The sequence below is a fragment of the Bacillus sp. PK6-025 genome, assembly GCF_056530265.1.
This window is the reverse complement of the sequence record NZ_CP096509.1, coordinates 2,869,578-2,887,122: the sequence shown is the minus strand read 5'-3', so window position 1 is coordinate 2,887,122 and position 17,545 is coordinate 2,869,578. Positions and strand designations below refer to the sequence as shown.

At 43.8% G+C, this 17,545-nt stretch carries 15 protein-coding genes; 6 read left to right on the top strand and 9 right to left on the bottom strand.

What is annotated here, in order from left to right:
- The first annotated feature begins 14 nt into the window (after positions 1-14).
- The 5 genes from xynB (at position 15) to M1D67_RS14785 (ending at position 6,328) form a co-directional block, all read left to right on the top strand.
- Positions 15-1,616, top strand: coding sequence for a xylan 1,4-beta-xylosidase (gene xynB / locus M1D67_RS14805; RefSeq protein WP_020452348.1), 1,602 nt, complete (start codon positions 15-17; stop codon positions 1,614-1,616).
- A gap of 391 nt (positions 1,617-2,007) precedes the next feature.
- On the top strand, positions 2,008-2,895 hold the full coding sequence (locus tag M1D67_RS14800; protein ID WP_020452347.1) for a sulfite exporter TauE/SafE family protein: 888 nt from the start codon (positions 2,008-2,010) through the stop codon (positions 2,893-2,895).
- A gap of 444 nt (positions 2,896-3,339) precedes the next feature.
- The gene (locus M1D67_RS14795; protein ID WP_224146143.1) at positions 3,340-4,575 is read left to right on the top strand and encodes a cytochrome P450 family protein; all 1,236 of its coding nucleotides are present in this window, start codon (positions 3,340-3,342) and stop codon (positions 4,573-4,575) included.
- Between the two features lie 391 nt (positions 4,576-4,966).
- Entirely contained in the window at positions 4,967-5,794 is an 828-nt protein-coding gene (locus M1D67_RS14790; RefSeq protein ID WP_095290913.1) for an alpha/beta hydrolase, read from the top strand.
- A 156-nt stretch (positions 5,795-5,950) separates the two neighbouring features.
- Positions 5,951-6,328 carry a hypothetical protein gene (locus M1D67_RS14785; RefSeq protein ID WP_025811084.1) on the top strand — a complete coding sequence of 126 codons (378 nt, stop codon included), beginning with the start codon at positions 5,951-5,953 and terminating at the stop codon, positions 6,326-6,328.
- 301 nt (positions 6,329-6,629) lie between these two features.
- On the opposite strand, the gene M1D67_RS14780 is transcribed toward M1D67_RS14785, so the two are convergent.
- Positions 6,630-7,079 carry an AraC family transcriptional regulator gene (locus tag M1D67_RS14780; RefSeq protein ID WP_025811085.1) on the bottom strand — a complete coding sequence of 150 codons (450 nt, stop codon included), beginning with the start codon at positions 7,077-7,079 and terminating at the stop codon, positions 6,630-6,632.
- Between the two features lie 503 nt (positions 7,080-7,582).
- Between M1D67_RS14780 and M1D67_RS14775 the strand changes: the two genes are divergently transcribed.
- Positions 7,583-9,367 (top strand): phosphatase PAP2 family protein, encoded by a 1,785-nt coding sequence (locus M1D67_RS14775; protein ID WP_180806825.1) that lies wholly within the window; start codon positions 7,583-7,585, stop codon positions 9,365-9,367.
- Between the two features lie 82 nt (positions 9,368-9,449).
- Here M1D67_RS14775 and M1D67_RS14770 read toward each other — a convergent pair whose 3' ends face one another.
- The 8 genes from M1D67_RS14770 to nikB form a co-directional block, all read right to left on the bottom strand.
- Positions 9,450-10,244, bottom strand: coding sequence for an SDR family NAD(P)-dependent oxidoreductase (locus M1D67_RS14770; RefSeq protein WP_035338415.1), 795 nt, complete (start codon positions 10,242-10,244; stop codon positions 9,450-9,452).
- A 17-nt stretch (positions 10,245-10,261) separates the two neighbouring features.
- Positions 10,262-11,269 (bottom strand): AraC family transcriptional regulator, encoded by a 1,008-nt coding sequence (locus tag M1D67_RS14765; RefSeq protein ID WP_026579219.1) that lies wholly within the window; start codon positions 11,267-11,269, stop codon positions 10,262-10,264.
- Positions 11,270-11,574: 305 nt separating this feature from the next.
- On the bottom strand, positions 11,575-12,930 hold the full coding sequence (locus M1D67_RS14760) for an MATE family efflux transporter (protein ID WP_479831362.1): 1,356 nt from the start codon (positions 12,928-12,930) through the stop codon (positions 11,575-11,577).
- 60 nt (positions 12,931-12,990) lie between these two features.
- Positions 12,991-13,821 carry a MerR family transcriptional regulator gene (locus M1D67_RS14755; protein ID WP_023855332.1) on the bottom strand — a complete coding sequence of 277 codons (831 nt, stop codon included), beginning with the start codon at positions 13,819-13,821 and terminating at the stop codon, positions 12,991-12,993.
- Positions 13,822-14,075: 254 nt separating this feature from the next.
- Positions 14,076-14,894, bottom strand: coding sequence for a nickel import ATP-binding protein NikE (nikE, locus tag M1D67_RS14750; protein WP_023855331.1), 819 nt, complete (start codon positions 14,892-14,894; stop codon positions 14,076-14,078).
- Positions 14,895-14,935: 41 nt separating this feature from the next.
- Positions 14,936-15,754, bottom strand: coding sequence for a nickel import ATP-binding protein NikD (gene nikD, locus M1D67_RS14745; RefSeq protein ID WP_479831361.1), 819 nt, complete (start codon positions 15,752-15,754; stop codon positions 14,936-14,938).
- A gap of 18 nt (positions 15,755-15,772) precedes the next feature.
- On the bottom strand, positions 15,773-16,600 hold the full coding sequence (gene nikC / locus M1D67_RS14740) for a nickel ABC transporter permease subunit NikC (protein WP_479831360.1): 828 nt from the start codon (positions 16,598-16,600) through the stop codon (positions 15,773-15,775).
- Positions 16,597-17,541 (bottom strand): nickel ABC transporter permease subunit NikB, encoded by a 945-nt coding sequence (nikB, locus tag M1D67_RS14735; RefSeq protein ID WP_020452336.1) that lies wholly within the window; start codon positions 17,539-17,541, stop codon positions 16,597-16,599. Before nikB ends, nikC begins: the two co-directional genes overlap by 4 nt.
- Between the last annotated feature and the right edge of the window lie 4 nt (positions 17,542-17,545).

Genomic DNA, 17,545 nt, shown 5'->3' with positions numbered 1-17,545 from the left:
GAGGAGGAATGAAGATGAAAATTATCAATCCGGTGCTTAAAGGTTTCAACCCGGATCCATCCATATGTAGAGTAGGGGAAGATTATTATATCGCAGTATCCACCTTCGAATGGTTTCCAGGAGTGCAAATCCATCATTCAAAAGATTTGGTGAATTGGCGTTTAATTGCACATCCGTTGCAGAGGGTTTCACAATTGGATATGAAAGGGAATCCCGACTCAGGCGGTGTATGGGCGCCTTGTCTAAGTTACAGTGAAGGAAAGTTTTGGCTTATATATACAGATGTAAAAGTTGTGGATGGAGCCTGGAAAGACTGTCATAACTATTTAGTTACTTGCGAAACCGTCGATGGAGATTGGGGGGAGCCGATTCAACTAAATAGTTCCGGCTTCGATGCTTCATTGTTCCATGATGTCGACGGAAGAAAATATTTGTTAAATATGCTGTGGGATCACCGGATCGGCCGCCATTCATTCGGAGGCATTGTGATGCAGGAATTTTCCGTGCGCGAAAAAAGGCTTATCCATCAACCGAAAATCATTTTTGAAGGCACAGATATTAAACTGACTGAAGCGCCGCACCTTTATCATATCGGGGATTATTACTATTTGTTGACAGCGGAAGGCGGGACCCGTTACGAGCATGCCGCCACAATTGCCCGTTCAAAACATATCGAAGGACCATATGAGATTCACCCCGACAATCCAATTTTAACGTCTTGGCACGAACCTCGGAATCCGTTGCAGAAATGCGGACATGCATCAATTGTGGAAACGCATACAGGCGAGTGGTATTTAGCTCACTTAACCGGGCGTCCTATTCATCCTGCTGATGACTCGGTTATTCACCAAAGAGGATATTGTCCTTTGGGAAGAGAAACCGCGATTCAAAAATTAGAGTGGAAAGACGGCTGGCCTTATGTGGCAGGCGGAAAAGAGGGGAGGGTGGAGGTGGAAGCGCCCCGCATATCTGAAACCAAGTTTCCATCGACATATCAGGAAGTCGATCAATTTGCTGATCGGACATTAAATATGAACTTTCAGACATTGCGGATTCCCTTTACGAAAGAATTAGGATCATTGACTGAAAGGCCGAATCATTTACGTTTATATGGACGTGAATCACTAACCTCTACATTTACCCAGGCGTTTGTAGCCAGGCGTTGGCAAAGCCTCCGTTTTACAGCGGAGACTGCTGTTGATTTCAACCCGGAGACCTTTCAGCAAGCCGCGGGACTCGTGAATTACTACAACACCGAAAACTGGACGGCTCTTCAAGTGACTTATGATGAAGACCTTGGGCGCATTTTGGATGTAACGATATGCGATAATTTTACATTCTCACAGCCGATAAAAGACAAAATTGTCATCCCGCGGGACATACAATATGTTTATTTAAGAGTAAATGTCGAATGGGAAACATATTATTACTCCTATTCTTTTAATAAAAAAGACTGGTATAAAATTGAGATCCCGTTGGAATCTAAAAAACTGTCAGATGATTATGTGCGCGGAGGAGGATTCTTCACCGGAGCTTTTGTGGGAATGCAATGCCAAGATACAAGCGGAGCACATCAACATGCTGATTTTGATTACTTTATGTACAAAGAGCTATGAGTCAACAAAATACCGCTCCCGACAATCGGGAGCGGTTCAAATTTGTTTTCTTCCCTTCCCATTTTAATGCCTCTTTCCTTCCTCGGTTAATTTAAAAGTTGTCATCCTCGCTCGCTTTGGGGTAAGTGAAACGCAAAAGGAGCAGATGCATTATGAACCTTTCAAATTAAACTTCATTACTAAACAATGATTACAGAAGGTGTTCATTAATGAACATCCATAAGACAAAAGACCGGGGGATAGGCGCTCATTTTGCATGCATATGCTCTTTTTTGCTGGTGTCGATGAAAAATACAAAAAATTTATATTTTTCAAATTCCCACTTTACAGGTAGGTATAGTATAGATTATATTTAACAATAAAAATAAACCAATTGAAGTGGGAGGCCAACATGAAAAAGCTGATTGTGTTTGTCTTGATAGGATTATTTGCGCAGCTGATAGATGGCGCCTTAGGGATGGCGTACGGGGTGACATCGTCGTCATTGCTGCTTGCCTTCGGCATCGCACCGGCGGTTGCGTCAGCATCCGTTCACCTGGCGGAAGTCGTCACAACCGCGGCATCCGGTGTGTCGCATATAAAGTTTGGAAACGTTGATAAACAAACGGTCAAACGACTCGTCATCCCGGGATCACTCGGGGCATTTCTCGGCGCTTCCTTTTTAAGCAACATTCCGGGCGAGCTTGCGAAACCTTATATTTCAATATTTCTGCTTGTCCTCGGCGTGTATGTGCTCACTCGATTTCTATTCATGTTTAAAATAGGAGAGCAAAAAAGCGGTATCAGCCTTTCGAGAAAAAAAGCCGTTCCCCTGGGATTAATCGCGGGTTTTGCTGATGCAACCGGAGGGGGAGGCTGGGGGCCGATTGCCACTCCAGTTTTGTTATCCAAAAAAGGCGTCAGTGCGAGAAAAGTAGTGGGTACTGTTGACACAAGCGAGTTTGCTATTGCCGTTTCGGCAACGTTAGGATTTTTCATTTCTCTCGGCTGGGAAGAAGTCAATTGGCTGTGGGTTGGTGCATTGATGATTGGCGGAATTATTGCGGCTCCGATTGCCGCCTGGCTGGTGCAGAAGGTGCATGCCCGATTAATGGGCGTTCTGGTCGGCGGACTGATCATTCTCGTCAACACAAGAACGCTTGTCCATTCGTGGATCAATCAAACAGCATTATATCCGGCTATTTATATTGGAATCATCGCAGTTTGGATATCAGCTATTGTATATATTGTTGTAAAAATAAGAACAAGTGATCAAACTGCTCAAGCATTAAATCAATAATCTTGCGACGGCTTCAGATATCATGAGCGTTTTAAAAAAGATGCGGAAGTCGATAAGCAAGAGAAGGGAAGAACTTCAGGCCGTCAACAAACGAATACATTCCGATCGGACAACCGAAGGGCTCCTGTTAGACTGCCGTTCCTTGAAAAGGAACTGTAAACTAAGAGGACTTTTTATTTTTAAATTTACTTATAGCGAGATCGGCATAGCGCCGGTCTCAACTTGTTTTCATGCCTCTTTTTGCATTCCCCGTCTCATTTCTAAACAATGAATGCGGAAGGTGTTTATTAATGAACATCTCCAGCTTGATTGCCGATTGAATGCGGGTTTTCCTGGAATTATAATATTTGTGAATGAGTGGATGTGAATAGCCTAACGCACTATCGCGGTTTATCATTCCGGTGCAGGCTGTTATTTACAAAAATAGAGATGGAGGTAGGATGTATGTCTTCAAAACAAGAGGAGAGCTTCGCCATATTAACTGAGAGAGAATTGTCTTCTGCGGCATTTAAAGATGAAGCGTACGAATTTTACAAGCGATTACGCGCTTCCCGTCCTGTCTATCCCGTATCGATGGGAGATCTGGGTGAGGGCTGGCTCATTACGAGGTACGATGACGCGGTCCGTATATTAAAGGATGCAAGAATGAAGAAAAACTACGAAAATGTGTTTACAGAAGAAGAATTAGAAAACTTCTCCGCTCTGGGAAATGAAGAACCTTTATCAAAGCATATGCTCAACTTAGATCCTCCCGACCACGGCCGTTTGCGGTCCCTTGTTCAGAAAGCATTTACTCCCCGGATGATATTGCAGCTCGAAGGAAGAATCCAACAAATCGCTGATTCCTTATTGGATGAAGTAGAACCGAACCATTCTATGAATCTTGTAGACGACTACGCTTTTCCCCTGCCGATTATCGTGATCAGTGAGATGCTTGGTATTCCAGTTGAAGATCGGCAAAAATTCAGGGTTTGGTCCCAGGCGATTATTGATTTTTCCGACACTCCTGAAAGCCTGGAGGAATACAAGCATAAAATAGGCGAATTCGCTGAATACCTGGAATATTTGGTCCGCAAAAAAAGGGAGGAGCCGGCTGAAGATTTAGTCAGTTCGCTCATTCAGGCAGAAAGCGAAGGAACGAGATTAAGCATAGAAGAGCTGTATTCGACGATTATGCTCCTTATCGTTGCAGGACATGAAACGACGGTAAACTTAATAACCAATATGACCTTTGCCTTGCTGAACCACCCTGATCAGCTGGAAAAGCTTCGTCAAAATCCTGATTTAATCGACTCAGCCATTGAAGAGGCGCTCAGATTTTACAGTCCAGTGGAATTAACCACCCTGCGCTGGGCGGCCGAACCATTTACATTGCACGGGCAGGAGATTAAGCGAAAAGATGTGATCATCGTTTCATTAGCGTCAGCCAACCGCGATGACACGGTTTTCCCGAATGCCGACCGCTTTGATATTGAAAGAAAGGATAACCGCCACCTTGCCTTTGGCCATGGCAGCCATTTTTGCCTCGGCGCACCGCTTGCCCGGCTGGAAGCCAAAATCGCAATTCAAACATTGCTGCGCGGCTTTGAACATATAGAGATCAAAGGTGAAAGGGAGCAGATCAAATGGAAAGGCAATTTTCTGATGAGAGCTTTAGAAGAACTGCCACTATGTTTTTAAATGGTTGGATTTACAGTCAGCCGTGATATGTTTGCTGTCATTTCGGCTCGAAGAAAAAGCAGACGACCATCTATCACAGGACTCATAAAAATCGTACTCCCCGATATGACGGGGAGTACTTTTCTTGCCGGCTTAATTGTCTAATACTTTTTCAGGCCGCTTTTGCGAATGCAGCCTCTCATATTTTCCTCGCAGGTTTACAGCCCTCGACAGTAAAAACCTTTAATTCTCTCATTGATTTTAAAATTTGTAAGTTTCTTGTTTCTGTTTATAATTAGAAACATATGCTAATGTTCCGCCGCCTTAAAACTGATTAACAGATGAGCATTCCCGGAATGTTCCGTGAGACGTTTTAAAATATACTGGCTAAAGAAGAAAGGTGTTTTTAAACTTGAGAGGATTCATCAAATGGACAGGGGTGGCGATTCTGTGTATTGGCTTGATCGCCTGTACTTCCAACAAGAATGCTGAAAATGTTCATTACGCAAAAGACGACAGACAAACATTGGATATTTATACACCGCAAACAAACGAGGATGAAAAACATCCTGTTCTCATCTATCTTCACGGTGGAGGATGGACAAGCGGCGACAAAAGCAGGGCTGCTTCGAAGCCGGCATTGTTCACGGAAAACGGCTATGTTTTCGTATCTGTCAACTATCGGCTTCATCCCGATGTTCAGTATGAAGAGATGGCTGATGATGCGGCTAAGGCCGTTAAATGGGTGATGGATCATGCTGATGAATATCAAATCGATCCGTCAAAAATCAATGTTATGGGACATTCGGCAGGAGGGCACTTGGCCGCCTTAATTGCCGCAAATCCGGCATATTTAAATCGTGTCGGCCTCACGCCGGCCTCGCTCAATTCGATTGTGGTTTTAGATGGACCCTTGGATATGAAACGATTCATCGAAGCGATCCCGTCTTATAAAAAAGTGTTCGGCACAGACGAAAAGGTGTGGACAGAAGCATCGCCGCTTTCCTACATCAACAACTCAAAATTGCCGCCTGCCTATCTTGTGACCCGCTGGGAAGACCCCGCCGTCTACAAATTCGCGGAAACCGTAAACAAAGCGAAAGCAACGGATTTTGTGTATCGGGTCAACAGCTTATCTCACAGTGATTTAAATAAGATGTTCGGCTCACCGGATGCGCCGGCAGAAGCACAGAATCTGACAAAAGCGGTTATGGCGTTTTTAGAGAAGGAAAATAAATAAGTGTAAATGGATTTCGGTCAAGTTCATAAGCGCTTTAAAGATTAGGAGAGAGGGGCTGGATTTTAAGATCTGTCCTCTCTATTGAATTTTCTTTTTTCTTCACAATGTTTTCCGCCTTTAATTTTGATATTTACTTTTAGAGGGAGAGATAGAAAAATGAGCACGCGGAAAATTGGTGCAATTATAATTGGTATTGCTACTCTCATCGCAATAGCTTACACAACTTACAAAATGATGTCAGGAAAAGATGTGGGTTTCAATGAAATTATAACGATATCGATATTTTTCATGATGTTTTTTTCTGTAATGGCTAGGGAGGATAAGAAGGAAGAAGATCAAAGTGATGAACTTGATCAAAAAGTTCTCGAGAAAAGCTCGAAAATCAGTTATTTTATTCTGTTATTTGCGATATTGTTAGCTGTGTTTGCTGATCAATTAGTGAACGGAACCATTAATATATTTTTGTTAGCTGTGTTAAGCTTGGGAATGGTTATATTTCCTGTCGTTGAATATCTGGTTGCGAAGAAGCGTTAATTTATGAAACCAAAAAGAGCTGTCAATACAGCTCTTTTTCATATAACGAAGTTCTTGATATGTACTTTAGTGAAAACCTTCCGTTTCTTTAGCCCGCTTTCCCGAAGTCTACCGTGTCCCGCTATGTCGTCAGTATGTCTACCGTCACTAACTGAATTCAGAAAAATGTTTGACAAACAAGAAGGTAAAATTTATTATATCATTACCTCGACTGCTTCAACTGCAGTTAGATCTGAAATACATAGTAGGTCTGTCATGTTGTTCATCCTTTAAACAGAAGGTAGGAAATGTCCCTGCTTCGTTACTGTATAGGAACTAATATTTCACACAAATGATTATCAATCATTTGTGAGGTATATCTTTCTATAATTGGTTGTTCTCTTATTGATAGATTATTTCTTTCTATCTCAGAAAAAATATTGCCCCAAAATTCACTGACTGCCTCTTTTGTATGGTCAAGCAAGAAAACAGCGTATTTCCCACCAGAAAATTCACCAACATGAGCTGGTTTTTCCACATTAAAATCTTTATTTATAACAACGCAAACATCATAACGACATTCCTCTTTAGGAGTAATCTCTGGGTTATCTTGTGGTATGCCTAAAATTGTAGAATTATCAAATACACCATTCGATTTTGCCCACTTTTTAAAATTCTCCATTAATTCTTTGTTTTGCTTTTCACCATACTCCCCAACATTTCGGAAATAAGCAATCCTTGATTCAGGTAATTCTTCAATAGTTATTTTCATATTTAATCCTCCTTTCTTAGATAAGGTAATTCGATTTAAAATGTTTTTCAAGTTATTTTTTAAAAGATTCTGATTATAATAGGGTTTAATTAATCCATTATTACACTATATAATCCGATTTATGATGTGATTTTTATCAAGCAATTAAAATATGAATTCCACGATATATTCCGAAGACCCCTTATTTTTATTGTCTCTCATTTACCTATTAGGCCGGTATCTTTCTCACTTTAAACACTCCCGCTTCCAAGCATGACACATAACTCACCAAGATCCTTTGCGGCCTGCGGGATGCGCTTTTTTTCTTTGAATCCAAAAAAGCTCTGACAGTGCCTTCAATCCGATGTTTGCGTATACACGATCTTTCAACTGTTTAGAGAGAACGTTGAAAAATATAAACAAAACATTAATAAAATCAAGCCATTTGATTTAACAAATTTACGATACGATCATATAGAACTTGATGGTTGGGAGATTAAGAGTAAGGGGGATATGATGTGAGAATGAAACGATTAAGGATGAGGAAGCATTTACTGATAGCTGTCTGTTCTTTGGCACTTCTTCTAAGTTCTCTGGTTGTAGGCGATGCGAGCGCGGCAACTAAACCAACAACTGCAGCTTCGCCGCAGTCTTCCGGATTTTTCGTAGATCATTACAAAAATAATATCTCTGCTAATATGACGGTGGAATCCAATCCAGTCATCGGGGTGCTTTCCGAATTTAATAAACTTTGGATCCCCGGAAAGACGTGGAATACCGGTACTAAACTGAACAGAAGAGTGTTGGATGCCAACATCCAAAAAGTCGTGGATATTACTGAACACCGCACGATGTTTGAGGAAAATGCTGCATATTTTGATGATCGGAGGGGCCAGAGCTACAGTGTTATTGACGGCCTCGGGAAGCTTGCTGACGTCTATCGAATGAACGCGGGAGCGACGACAACGATCATCAGCATCCCGGCAGATGCCTCGATAAAAAAATATCATGATGAAGGAACCAATTCAGGCAGCACCAGTTCGGAACTTGGACATGTCGTGAGCTTGGTCAATACTTTACGCGGCAACTATTCTTCATCGAATCCGGCTAAAGGCTATTTCAATTATCCCCGTCCGTTTCGCTGGAAAGACAATTCGATCATTGTTCCAACGCTTATTCCCGTCATCAATCCTGATCCGAGCAAAGACGGAGGTTTTCCAAGCGGACATACGAACGCCGCATATCTCAGCGCTTTTGCCATGGCCTATGCGATACCAGAGCGTTATCAGGAGCTGCTGACTCGCGCTTCTGAACTCGGTCATAACCGGATTGTTGCCGGTATGCATTCCCCGCTGGACGTTATGGGGGGGAGGGTCATGGCTACAGCATTGTCAGCTGCGATTCTGTCTGATCCCGACAATGAAAAATTGAAGAAAACGGCTTATGATGAAGCTCATCGTAAACTATTAACGCAAACCGGTACAGGCGAAGACAGATACAGCGATTATGAAACGAATAAAAAACAATATACGGAACGATTGACATATGGATTTCGTCAAATGAAGACAACCGCTAAACCAATGGCAGTTCCAAAGGGAGCCGAAGTCCTGCTGGAAACGCGTTTTCCTTACCTTGATAAAAAGCAGCGCCGTTTGATTTTAGCCACTACCGGTCTTCCGGCCGGCTATCCTGTTCTTGATGATGCGGAAGGATGGGGAAGGCTTAATCTCTTTTCCGCCGCAGATGGGTATGGTGCTTTTACCAAAGATGTTACCGTGAAGATGGATGCTGCCAAAGGCGGCTTCCATGCAACGGATCGCTGGCGCAACGACATCTCCGGCGCTGGAAAGCTGACCAAAAAGGGGACAGGCACTTTGAAGCTGGAAGGGAAAAATACATATTCCGGCGGTACACGGATTGATCAAGGGACGCTTGAGGGCGGTTCGGAGACAGCTTTCGGGAGAGGTGATGTTTCATTGGGAAGGGGCACCCTTAGGGAAGATGTGCCGGGAAAACTGATGATCGGGGGAGACTACAAACAATCTGCTGAAGGAATACTTGAACTTCATCTCAGCGGAAAAAAAGATCAGTTGAAAATTAAAGGAAAAGCAAGATTAAAGGGGACATTACGTCTCAATTTTACAGACAATTACGTTCCGGCTGATGGATCGGCGGTCATAACCTTCCGCAAGCGTCATGGCTCATTTTCTTCCGTCGAAACCAGAGGATTGCCAAGCAAGTATAAAGTGAAGATCATCTATAAGTCCAACAGTATTCAGTTGAAACTTGATCAAAAGGGGAGAAGCTGATCTTCATCATAAGCTGCAAGCTGGCGCTTACTGCCGCCAGCTTGTTTTTCGTTTTGACGAAGTCTATCTTGAACAGGAGATCTTAAAAAATAGTCGGCACCATTCCCCCGTCCATACGGATCGGAGACCCTTTAAATGCGGATGCATAAGGACTGCATACAAATGCCGCCAGTCTGCCGATTTCAATAGGTTTGATAAATCGCTGTATTTCGGATTGAGGCAGGTTTGTGGTCATGAATTTCTTCTCTTTTTCTGAAAAAGTCATTCCTTCATCAGGGTACATTCCCTCAATGATTTGCTTCACATTCTCAGAGAGCGTCGGCCCCGGCATGATCGTATTGACCGTCACTTCTGTTCCGATTGTTAATTTAGATAAGCTTTTTGACAATGATAATAGCATTGATTTTGTCATACAATACTGAGGCATCTGCCCTGAAGGCATCATCGCTTCTTCACTCGCAATCAAGATGATGCGGCCAAAATCACTTTTCAGCATTTTCGGCAAATAAAATTTAGTTAAACTGTTTGCGGCCAGAACGTTGGTGCGGAAGTATTTTTCCCATATTTCATCGTCAACGTCCTCATATTCCATGATTTCATAAATACCCATATTGTTTATTAAAATATCGATTTGAGGGTATTTTTTAAATAAAGCTTCCCTTTGCTTAATATCCACGATGTCAGCCGCGGCGTTTTGGGGAGAGGTGGCAGGAAAAGCTGATTTTATTTCATTGACTGTTCGTTCTGCCTCTTCCTCATTTCGTCCGTTAATGAGGACATGAACACCTTCTTTGGCAAGTTCAATAGCGATGGCTTTTCCTATCCCTTTCGTCGATCCTGTAACTAAAGCTGTTTTGTTTTTTAATCCCATATCCATCAAACATTTCTCCTATTCTAGTTAAGTCCATTCAGCCGGGTTTGCTTACGCCAATTAGAAGGTGTCTCGCCTTCCCAGAGGCGGAAGGCCCGGTAGAACGAGTTCTGATCTTCATATCCGATCAGAAAGGCCACTTCTTTAATATCGAGCGAAGGGTCTGCCAAGTACTCCCGCGCCTGCTCATGTCTGACTTGGATCAACAGCTGTTTGAAGCTAGTGCCTTCATCAGTAAGCCGGCGCTGCAAGGTGCGGCCGCTCATTCCCAATTCGCCCGCGACAGTCTGAATGTCTGGGTGCCCTCCTGTGAGCGTGCGTTTCATGATCCACTTGACCACTTCAGTGATTGAAAGGCTATTTTGCTGATCATTCAACGATTGATCCAGCACGGGAGTCAGAATCTCCAGCAACTCTGCATTATACGAGACAAAGGGGCGGTCCAGATCTCCTCGATGCAGCGTCAGCCGATTCCGATCTGCACCGCTCCGGATACGGCAGCCGAAGTATGCTTCAAGCGCCTGCATGTCGCCCATTGGGTGTGCAAACTCGACCGACTTCGCTGTCAACGGCTGACCTGTACCCCGGCGCCCGAGTTCCAGAAGAAATGCCAGTGTAATGCCAATCAAGAGCGGCGGACCGGGTTGCTTATCATCCAACCATTCCAGTTCGATTGTGCAGTGCTCACTTTCCTCGGTGATACGCAAGCTTTCGGGAGGGCACAATTGTTTATAGCGGGCCATTCGCTTTAGCGCGTCGCGGTAGTCACGAGCATGGTAAGCCGCTAATACGGCTGGAGGGTAATGTGCCGGCTCAAAGCCGGTCGCAAGCTTGATGATTCCTTTGGAAACATCATCAACGAGATCGGAATACGCCTGCCAGATCGCGAGGTATTGGGCGGCGGTGACAACTGGTTCAGTCATCATGGTGAGCGGCAGCTGGGCTTTTCGGAGCACGTCAGAGGCGTTCATTCCTAAGTGACGCAATCCCGCCCAAAACCCTGCCGGGAATTTAATTCGATTATGAGACATCATACGTATGAGCACTCCTTTAACTTTCTGCACCTTCGCTCACTTGGTCGTCATTCCATCCTGCCTTATTGGCGGGACAGTTATAACTTTACCTATCCATTGTCGGACTGTAACTAGCAAAGGACGACATTTAACTTGCCGATTACGCCGAACGTGTCAGCGTACGAAGACTGTGACAGGCAGGCGCCTGTATTCTATCATTACCTTCAAATAGGAGGGACAAGTATTATTGTTTGAATCTTCAATTGATGAATGCAGTCCTTAGATATAGGAAACAAGCCGGGAGGAAACTCCCGGCTGTAAAATCATCCCTTGCCAAACACGGGATTTCCTGTTTTCATCACATGTTTTCTCGTCATGAAAAAGAGGAGGGCGGCGACAAAAAACTCGGAAAGCGGCAAGGATAGCCAAACTCCCGTGACGCCAATAAACTTAGGCAAAATCCAAAGCAGGATGAGAAGGGACACGAAGCTTCGCAATATGATGATCAAAGCCGATGAGCCGGCCCGGCCAATGGATTGAAAGTAACTCATATAGACAAAGTTATAGCCAAGGAAGATATATCCGATAAAAAATAGGCGGATTCCATCGATGGCCAGCTCCTGGATTTCGGTTGATTCTATTCCGAATAAACCTACAAGGAACGGTGCAGCCACCCAACCGATAACGAGCAAAAGAATTCCCAGGATAACAGCGGTCTTCTCCCCAATCTTCATGCTGCTTTTGATTCGTTCGCTTTCTTCAGCACCATGATAATAGCTGATCATTGGCTGAAGCGCCATTTCAATGCCGAAGAAGGACAGGAACATAAACCCGTGAAGGTAGTTGATGACCGAGAAGGCAGCGACTCCTCCCGTGCCTGCCAGTCCGGACATCGCCAGGTTATACCCTGTTACAAATATGAGGAGCCCGGCCTCCGCCAGAAAACTTGGAAACCCGATGGCAAAGATGTGCAGAAGGGATTTCCAAGACCACTGAAACGCCAGCTTTCTCAGTTGCGCTTGCCGGTTAAAGAAATGCAGGGATAATACAAGCAGTCCGGCGAATCCGCCAAGCACCGTTGAAATCGCAGCGCCTGTTACCCCCATGTTCAAAATCATGATTGTATAAAAATTCAGAATGATATTCACAATCGATGTTGTTGCAAGAGCTATCATCGAAAGCTTTGGACTGCCGTCATTCCTTACAAAAATACTTAAGACCTGTTCTAATGCGATGACCCAGCCGAATAAAAACATGACGTTTAAGTACTCTATGACGTAAGAAGAGGTGTCGGAGTTAGCGCCAAGCCATAGGGAAATGGCTTGAATATTGAAAAGCCCGAACACTCCTAATAGCGCACTGATGATTAGTGTAGAGAAGAGAGCCAGAGAAAAAACGCTGCTTGCCTTTTGCGGACGATTCTCCCCGATGCTGATAGAGTACTTCGTTGCTCCGCCTATCCCAATCCACAGAGCGATGGCCATAATCAAAGAAATGACCGGATAGGAAAGGTTCACTCCAGCCAGTGCTGCGGTTCCAATCCCATTTCCAACGAATAGGCCATCAATTAAAATATTCGCTGACATTAAGAGTAATCCAAGCGTTGCAGGGATGAAATATTTAAAAAACACTTGATTAACTGGTAATTTCATTAGCTGCTGATGTGTTTCTGTCATCATGTATTCCTCCTATAATGAGCTACAGGAGTATTCTAAACCTTCAAGTTACTTGAAGGTCAATCAAAACTTTGTCACCGGAATTTGGATTAAAGTGACAAAATGATCGGACTCCTTGATGACAGCCTCATCAAGAACGGAAATCTCAACGGGGATTCCTTCAAGTTTATATCCTTCCTCTTTCAGCTGACGTAAAACAAGCTGATAACTTTTTCTCATGTCCTCGTAGGGGCCAATATGAGGATAGCTTGCATACAAACCTTCGTTTAAATATTCATTGCTGTTTTCGCCGTGCAGCAATTCAAATAAGCCGATGTATTTTACAGGTCCTTCTTGCTTCAAGCTTTCCATATCCACGATCGTTCCGATGTCTCCGGTGAAGAAGCCGTTATTCTCGATCGACTGGCTCGAAAGCGTTTCTCTATCCTTTAAATAGATGTCGTCGCCTTCCTCTATCAGATCGACAGGTTTGTCAAAATACAGATAGGAAACAGGCCGTTTTGGGAAATACTGAAATGTTAAAGCAGGATGACCGGCAAGTTTTATTCCTTCTTCGATTGTGGAAATTTTGTTTTCGATCCTCGCCGCACTGCGTTGGAGCCGGCAAATTTCCATCCTCACTTCCTCAAGCTTCTTCTTCAAAATATCCATCGTCGTTTCCGGAGTCCTTTTATCTAACTGATGCTGAATGTCTTTTAACGAAAATCCATTTTTCCTTAAAAAAATAATGGTATCCAGAACCTGAAATTGTTCAACACCATAATATCGATAGGATGTTTCAGGGTCAGTATACTTTGGCTTGAACAGTCCGATTTCATCATAGTAACGCAGAGTCGATGCGGGCAGCTTGAAAAGCCGTGCTACTTCTCCCACGCGGAATCGATTATTCACCATTTTTCACCTCATTTGTTGGTATGTGAACTTTTTTTAGGGTTATCGGATGTATATCTTAAGCCTACTATTGACATTAGGTGAAAATGCATGCCTGGTCAACAAGGAACCGCAGCCTCTAAAAGGGGCATTACGCCAAATGATAGATTTTCAAAAATAAATGAGGGCTTCATGATTGGAAGCCCTCATTTATTTTTCACAAACGTGAATTAAAGAAGCTCATTTCAGAGAAAAGGTTTGAATTGTTCCCGGCAAGTTTATTGCTGAAGCGCTCTTGTTCCGATCGAACGAAATCGCGGATGCTCTGCCAGTATGGAACGCTTCATTTCTTTTACAACCGGGTGATCTGACTTTAAAAACCGATCTTTCTCGTAAAGCCCGGTCAATTGGCCGTGATCTAAAACACCTAGTGTATCACTTAATTGATAGGCGGCTTTTAAATCATGCGTTATAAAGAAATACGACATTCCAAAATCGTTTTTGAGCTCTTTTAATAAATCCAATATAAGCGTTTGGGTTACCATGTCCAGGCTGCTGACAGACTCGTCCAATACGATCAGCTTCGGCTTGAGCGAGACTGCTCTTGCAATATTAATTCGCTGCAATTGGCCGCCGCTGAATTGATGCGGATATTTTGTTAAATCCTCTTCAGTTAAGCCTACTCTTTCCAACAGCTCGATAATGGTCCGTTTTTGCTCGGCGATTGTGAGCCTTTCATAGTTTTCCAGCGGTTCTGCTATGATTTGTTCCGCCGTCATTCGCGGGTTGACGGAAGAATATGAGTCTTGAAAAACAGCTTGAAGGTCGCGGCGGATTTTCCGCCGGATGGATTGCTCGGCTTTATATAGATCATGACCTTGAAAAAAGATTTGGCCTGATTGCGGCCGTTCCAAACCGAGCATCACTTTTCCCAATGTGCTTTTCCCGGCTCCGCTTGGTCCAAGCATGCCCAGACATGCGCCTTCTTCAATTGAAAAGCTGACATTGGAAAGGACTTGTTTCGATAGAGCTTTCCATTTGAACAATTTGCGCGCCGTATAATGATGAGTGACGTCTTTCACTTGTAATAAACTCACTTGTTCACCCCATATCAAATGCAGGTCTTCTTCATACTACCTCAAGTGGCAAGTTGATCCATTGGCAAAGTCAACCGTGAACTTAACAGCTTCTTTGTATAGTCATGTTTTGGTTCATCAAACACCTGAAACACATCTCCATTTTCTACAATTCTCCCATTCTGCATCACAGCGACTTCATCGGCCATTTCAGCAATGACGCCCAGATCATGAGATATAAGCAAAATCGCCGTGCCGAATTCAGATCGCAAGCCGTCTAAATATTTCAGCACCGTCTTCTGATTAAACACGTCGAGCGCAGTTGTGGGTTCATCCGCAATAAGAACGGCCGGCTCCAGGCATGCTGCAATTGCAATCATGACCCGTTGAAGCATTCCGCCGCTTAATTGAAAAGGGTAAGAATGCAAAAGTTTAGCGGGGTGGGGGAGGTTTACATGATGCAATGCTTCGGTCGCGAGCTCTTTCGCCTGTTTTTTGCTAAAAGATGTATGAGAGCGAATCGATTCGATCATTTGCTGGCCGATCGTAAAAACGGGTGTAAAAGCGTTCATCGGATTCTGCATGATATAGGCTATATCTTTGCCGCGGATTTTACGCATGTCCTGTTCTGCTAATCCGTTCAATTCCCGGCCCCGCAAAGCAATACTTCCTTCCACCTTGGTTGTTTTTGGATCAAGCGTCTGAAGAATAGACATGCTCGTTACCGTTTTTCCGCAACCGCTCTCACCAATTAAACCAAGAACCTGTCCGCGCTTCAGTTCAAAATTAATCCCTTGAACGATAGTTGAATTTCCTTTTTGATTGTGAACCTGCACATGCAAATCTCTGACTTGAAGTACTGTTGATTGTTCTGTTCCCAACTTCCTCATTCCTTTTTATCATCGACGTTTGACGCCGTATTGATCTGATAAGGCTTCGCCCAATAAATTGAACGTCACAACGACAACCATGATCATCAGCCCTGGATAAATCATTAACTCGGGGTTCGTCCGAATATACGATTTACCTTCATGAATCATCGCTCCCCATTCAGCTGCCGGGGGCTGGACGCCTAATCCGAGAAAAGACATGGCGGAGATATCCATAATGGCCCAGCCCATTTCCAACGTGCCGATGACGACGAGGGGAGGGAGGACATTAGGGATAATATGCTGTTTAATAATTTTCCATTGGGAAGATCCATTGATTTTTGCCGCCGCAATAAAATTCTCCTCTTTCAGACTAAGCACCATTCCTCTAAAAATTCTTGCATAATAGACCCATTGCACAAGCATGAGGGCCACAATGACTTGAGGAAGTCCAGGACCGAATATGCCCACGAGGCCAAGAACTAAAATTAAGTTCGGAAAGGCCATCACACCATCGCAGCATCTCATTAACAGCTGATCAATCCAGCCGCCTTTATACCCTGAGATCGTCCCGATTATGAGGCCGATAACGAGTGAGGAAATGAAAATGAGCATCGCGAATCCAAGAGAAATCCGGGCGCCGTACAAAAGGCGGGATAAGTTGCATCTTCCCAGATGATCAGTTCCTAAAGGAAACGTCCAGGATGGAGGCTGCAGCTTATAGACCAAATGGACATCAGCAGGGTGATGCGGCGCAATCCAAGGGGCGAATACAGCGATGATAAAAAGGACGGTTAATATGATGGTGCAGATTGTGATCACTTTTGGGCCTTTGAAAATCTTGCGTATACTTATCATCGATGCTGTCCTTCTTTCCTTGAAATGCGCGGGTCAATATACATTTGAATAAGGTCAACAATTAAGTTGCTCAATATAAAAAAGGCGGCGGCTAAGAACACATAGCATTGAATGACAGGGATGTCCCGATTGAAAATGGCCTCAATAAAATAACGGCCAAAGCCCGGCCAAGAAAAAACGACTTCAACAATGATTGTGCCGGTGAGCAGCTTGCCAAGGTTCATTCCCAGCCCCGTAATCATCGGAGAAATGGCCATTCGCAATACATGTTTGGCCATAATGTTCATCCTCGTCATTCCTCTTATGCGAGCAAATTGCACATAGGGTTCTTGCAGGTTTTCGATGACACTTGCACGGAGCAGCCTTGTATACATCGCGATTAAAGGAAGCGCCAAAGTCATCGACGGCAGTACAAGATGCTGCCATGTCCCGATTCCCTCTACCGGCAAAAGGTCTAACTGAACAGAAAAGAAAAAAACCAGCATATACCCTAACCAAAAAGTCGGGATGGATGCTCCGAAAAAGGAAATGAAGCGGCTGATATGATCAACTGCACCGTTTCTTTTAATTCCCGCTAAGAAGCCTAGCGGCACACTGACAAGCACCGCAATCAATAAACTCCCAAGCGCGAGCTCGATCGTCGCCGGCATTCGGTGTGCAACTTCATCCCAAACCGGCTGATTCGAAACATAAGATATGCCAAAATCAAGTTGGCATATCTTCAATACAGAGTTTACATATTGAATGAAGAATGGCTGATCCAAGCCAAACTCATGTCTTTTTTGCGCTAAAATTTCATCGGTTGGCTGGATATGTGCTGCAGCTAAGTATGCTTCAGCTGGGTCAACCGGTGAGAGATGAATCATTCCAGTTGTGAGAAGTGCAGCTAAAAGAAACACTGGAATAATAGACATGATTCGTTTCAATATATAGTTGCCCATAAAA

Excerpts from the sequence above, each read along its gene's own strand:
- xynB (WP_020452348.1), top strand. The coding sequence starts at position 15 with ATGAAAATTATCAATCCGGTGCTTAAAGGTTTCAACCCGGATCCATCC.
- M1D67_RS14800 (WP_020452347.1), top strand. The coding sequence starts at position 2,008 with ATGAAAAAGCTGATTGTGTTTGTCTTGATAGGATTATTTGCGCAGCTG.
- M1D67_RS14795 (WP_224146143.1), top strand. The coding sequence starts at position 3,340 with ATGTCTTCAAAACAAGAGGAGAGCTTCGCCATATTAACTGAGAGAGAA.
- M1D67_RS14785 (WP_025811084.1), top strand. The coding sequence starts at position 5,951 with ATGAGCACGCGGAAAATTGGTGCAATTATAATTGGTATTGCTACTCTC.
- M1D67_RS14780 (WP_025811085.1), bottom strand. The coding sequence starts at position 7,079 with ATGAAAATAACTATTGAAGAATTACCTGAATCAAGGATTGCTTATTTC.
- M1D67_RS14775 (WP_180806825.1), top strand. The coding sequence starts at position 7,583 with ATGAAACGATTAAGGATGAGGAAGCATTTACTGATAGCTGTCTGTTCT.
- M1D67_RS14770 (WP_035338415.1), bottom strand. The coding sequence starts at position 10,244 with ATGGATATGGGATTAAAAAACAAAACAGCTTTAGTTACAGGATCGACG.
- M1D67_RS14765 (WP_026579219.1), bottom strand. The coding sequence starts at position 11,269 with ATGTCTCATAATCGAATTAAATTCCCGGCAGGGTTTTGGGCGGGATTG.
- M1D67_RS14760 (WP_479831362.1), bottom strand. The coding sequence starts at position 12,930 with ATGATGACAGAAACACATCAGCAGCTAATGAAATTACCAGTTAATCAA.
- M1D67_RS14755 (WP_023855332.1), bottom strand. The coding sequence starts at position 13,821 with ATGGTGAATAATCGATTCCGCGTGGGAGAAGTAGCACGGCTTTTCAAG.
- nikC (WP_479831360.1), bottom strand. The coding sequence starts at position 16,600 with ATGATAAGTATACGCAAGATTTTCAAAGGCCCAAAAGTGATCACAATC.
- nikB (WP_020452336.1), bottom strand. The coding sequence starts at position 17,541 with ATGGGCAACTATATATTGAAACGAATCATGTCTATTATTCCAGTGTTT.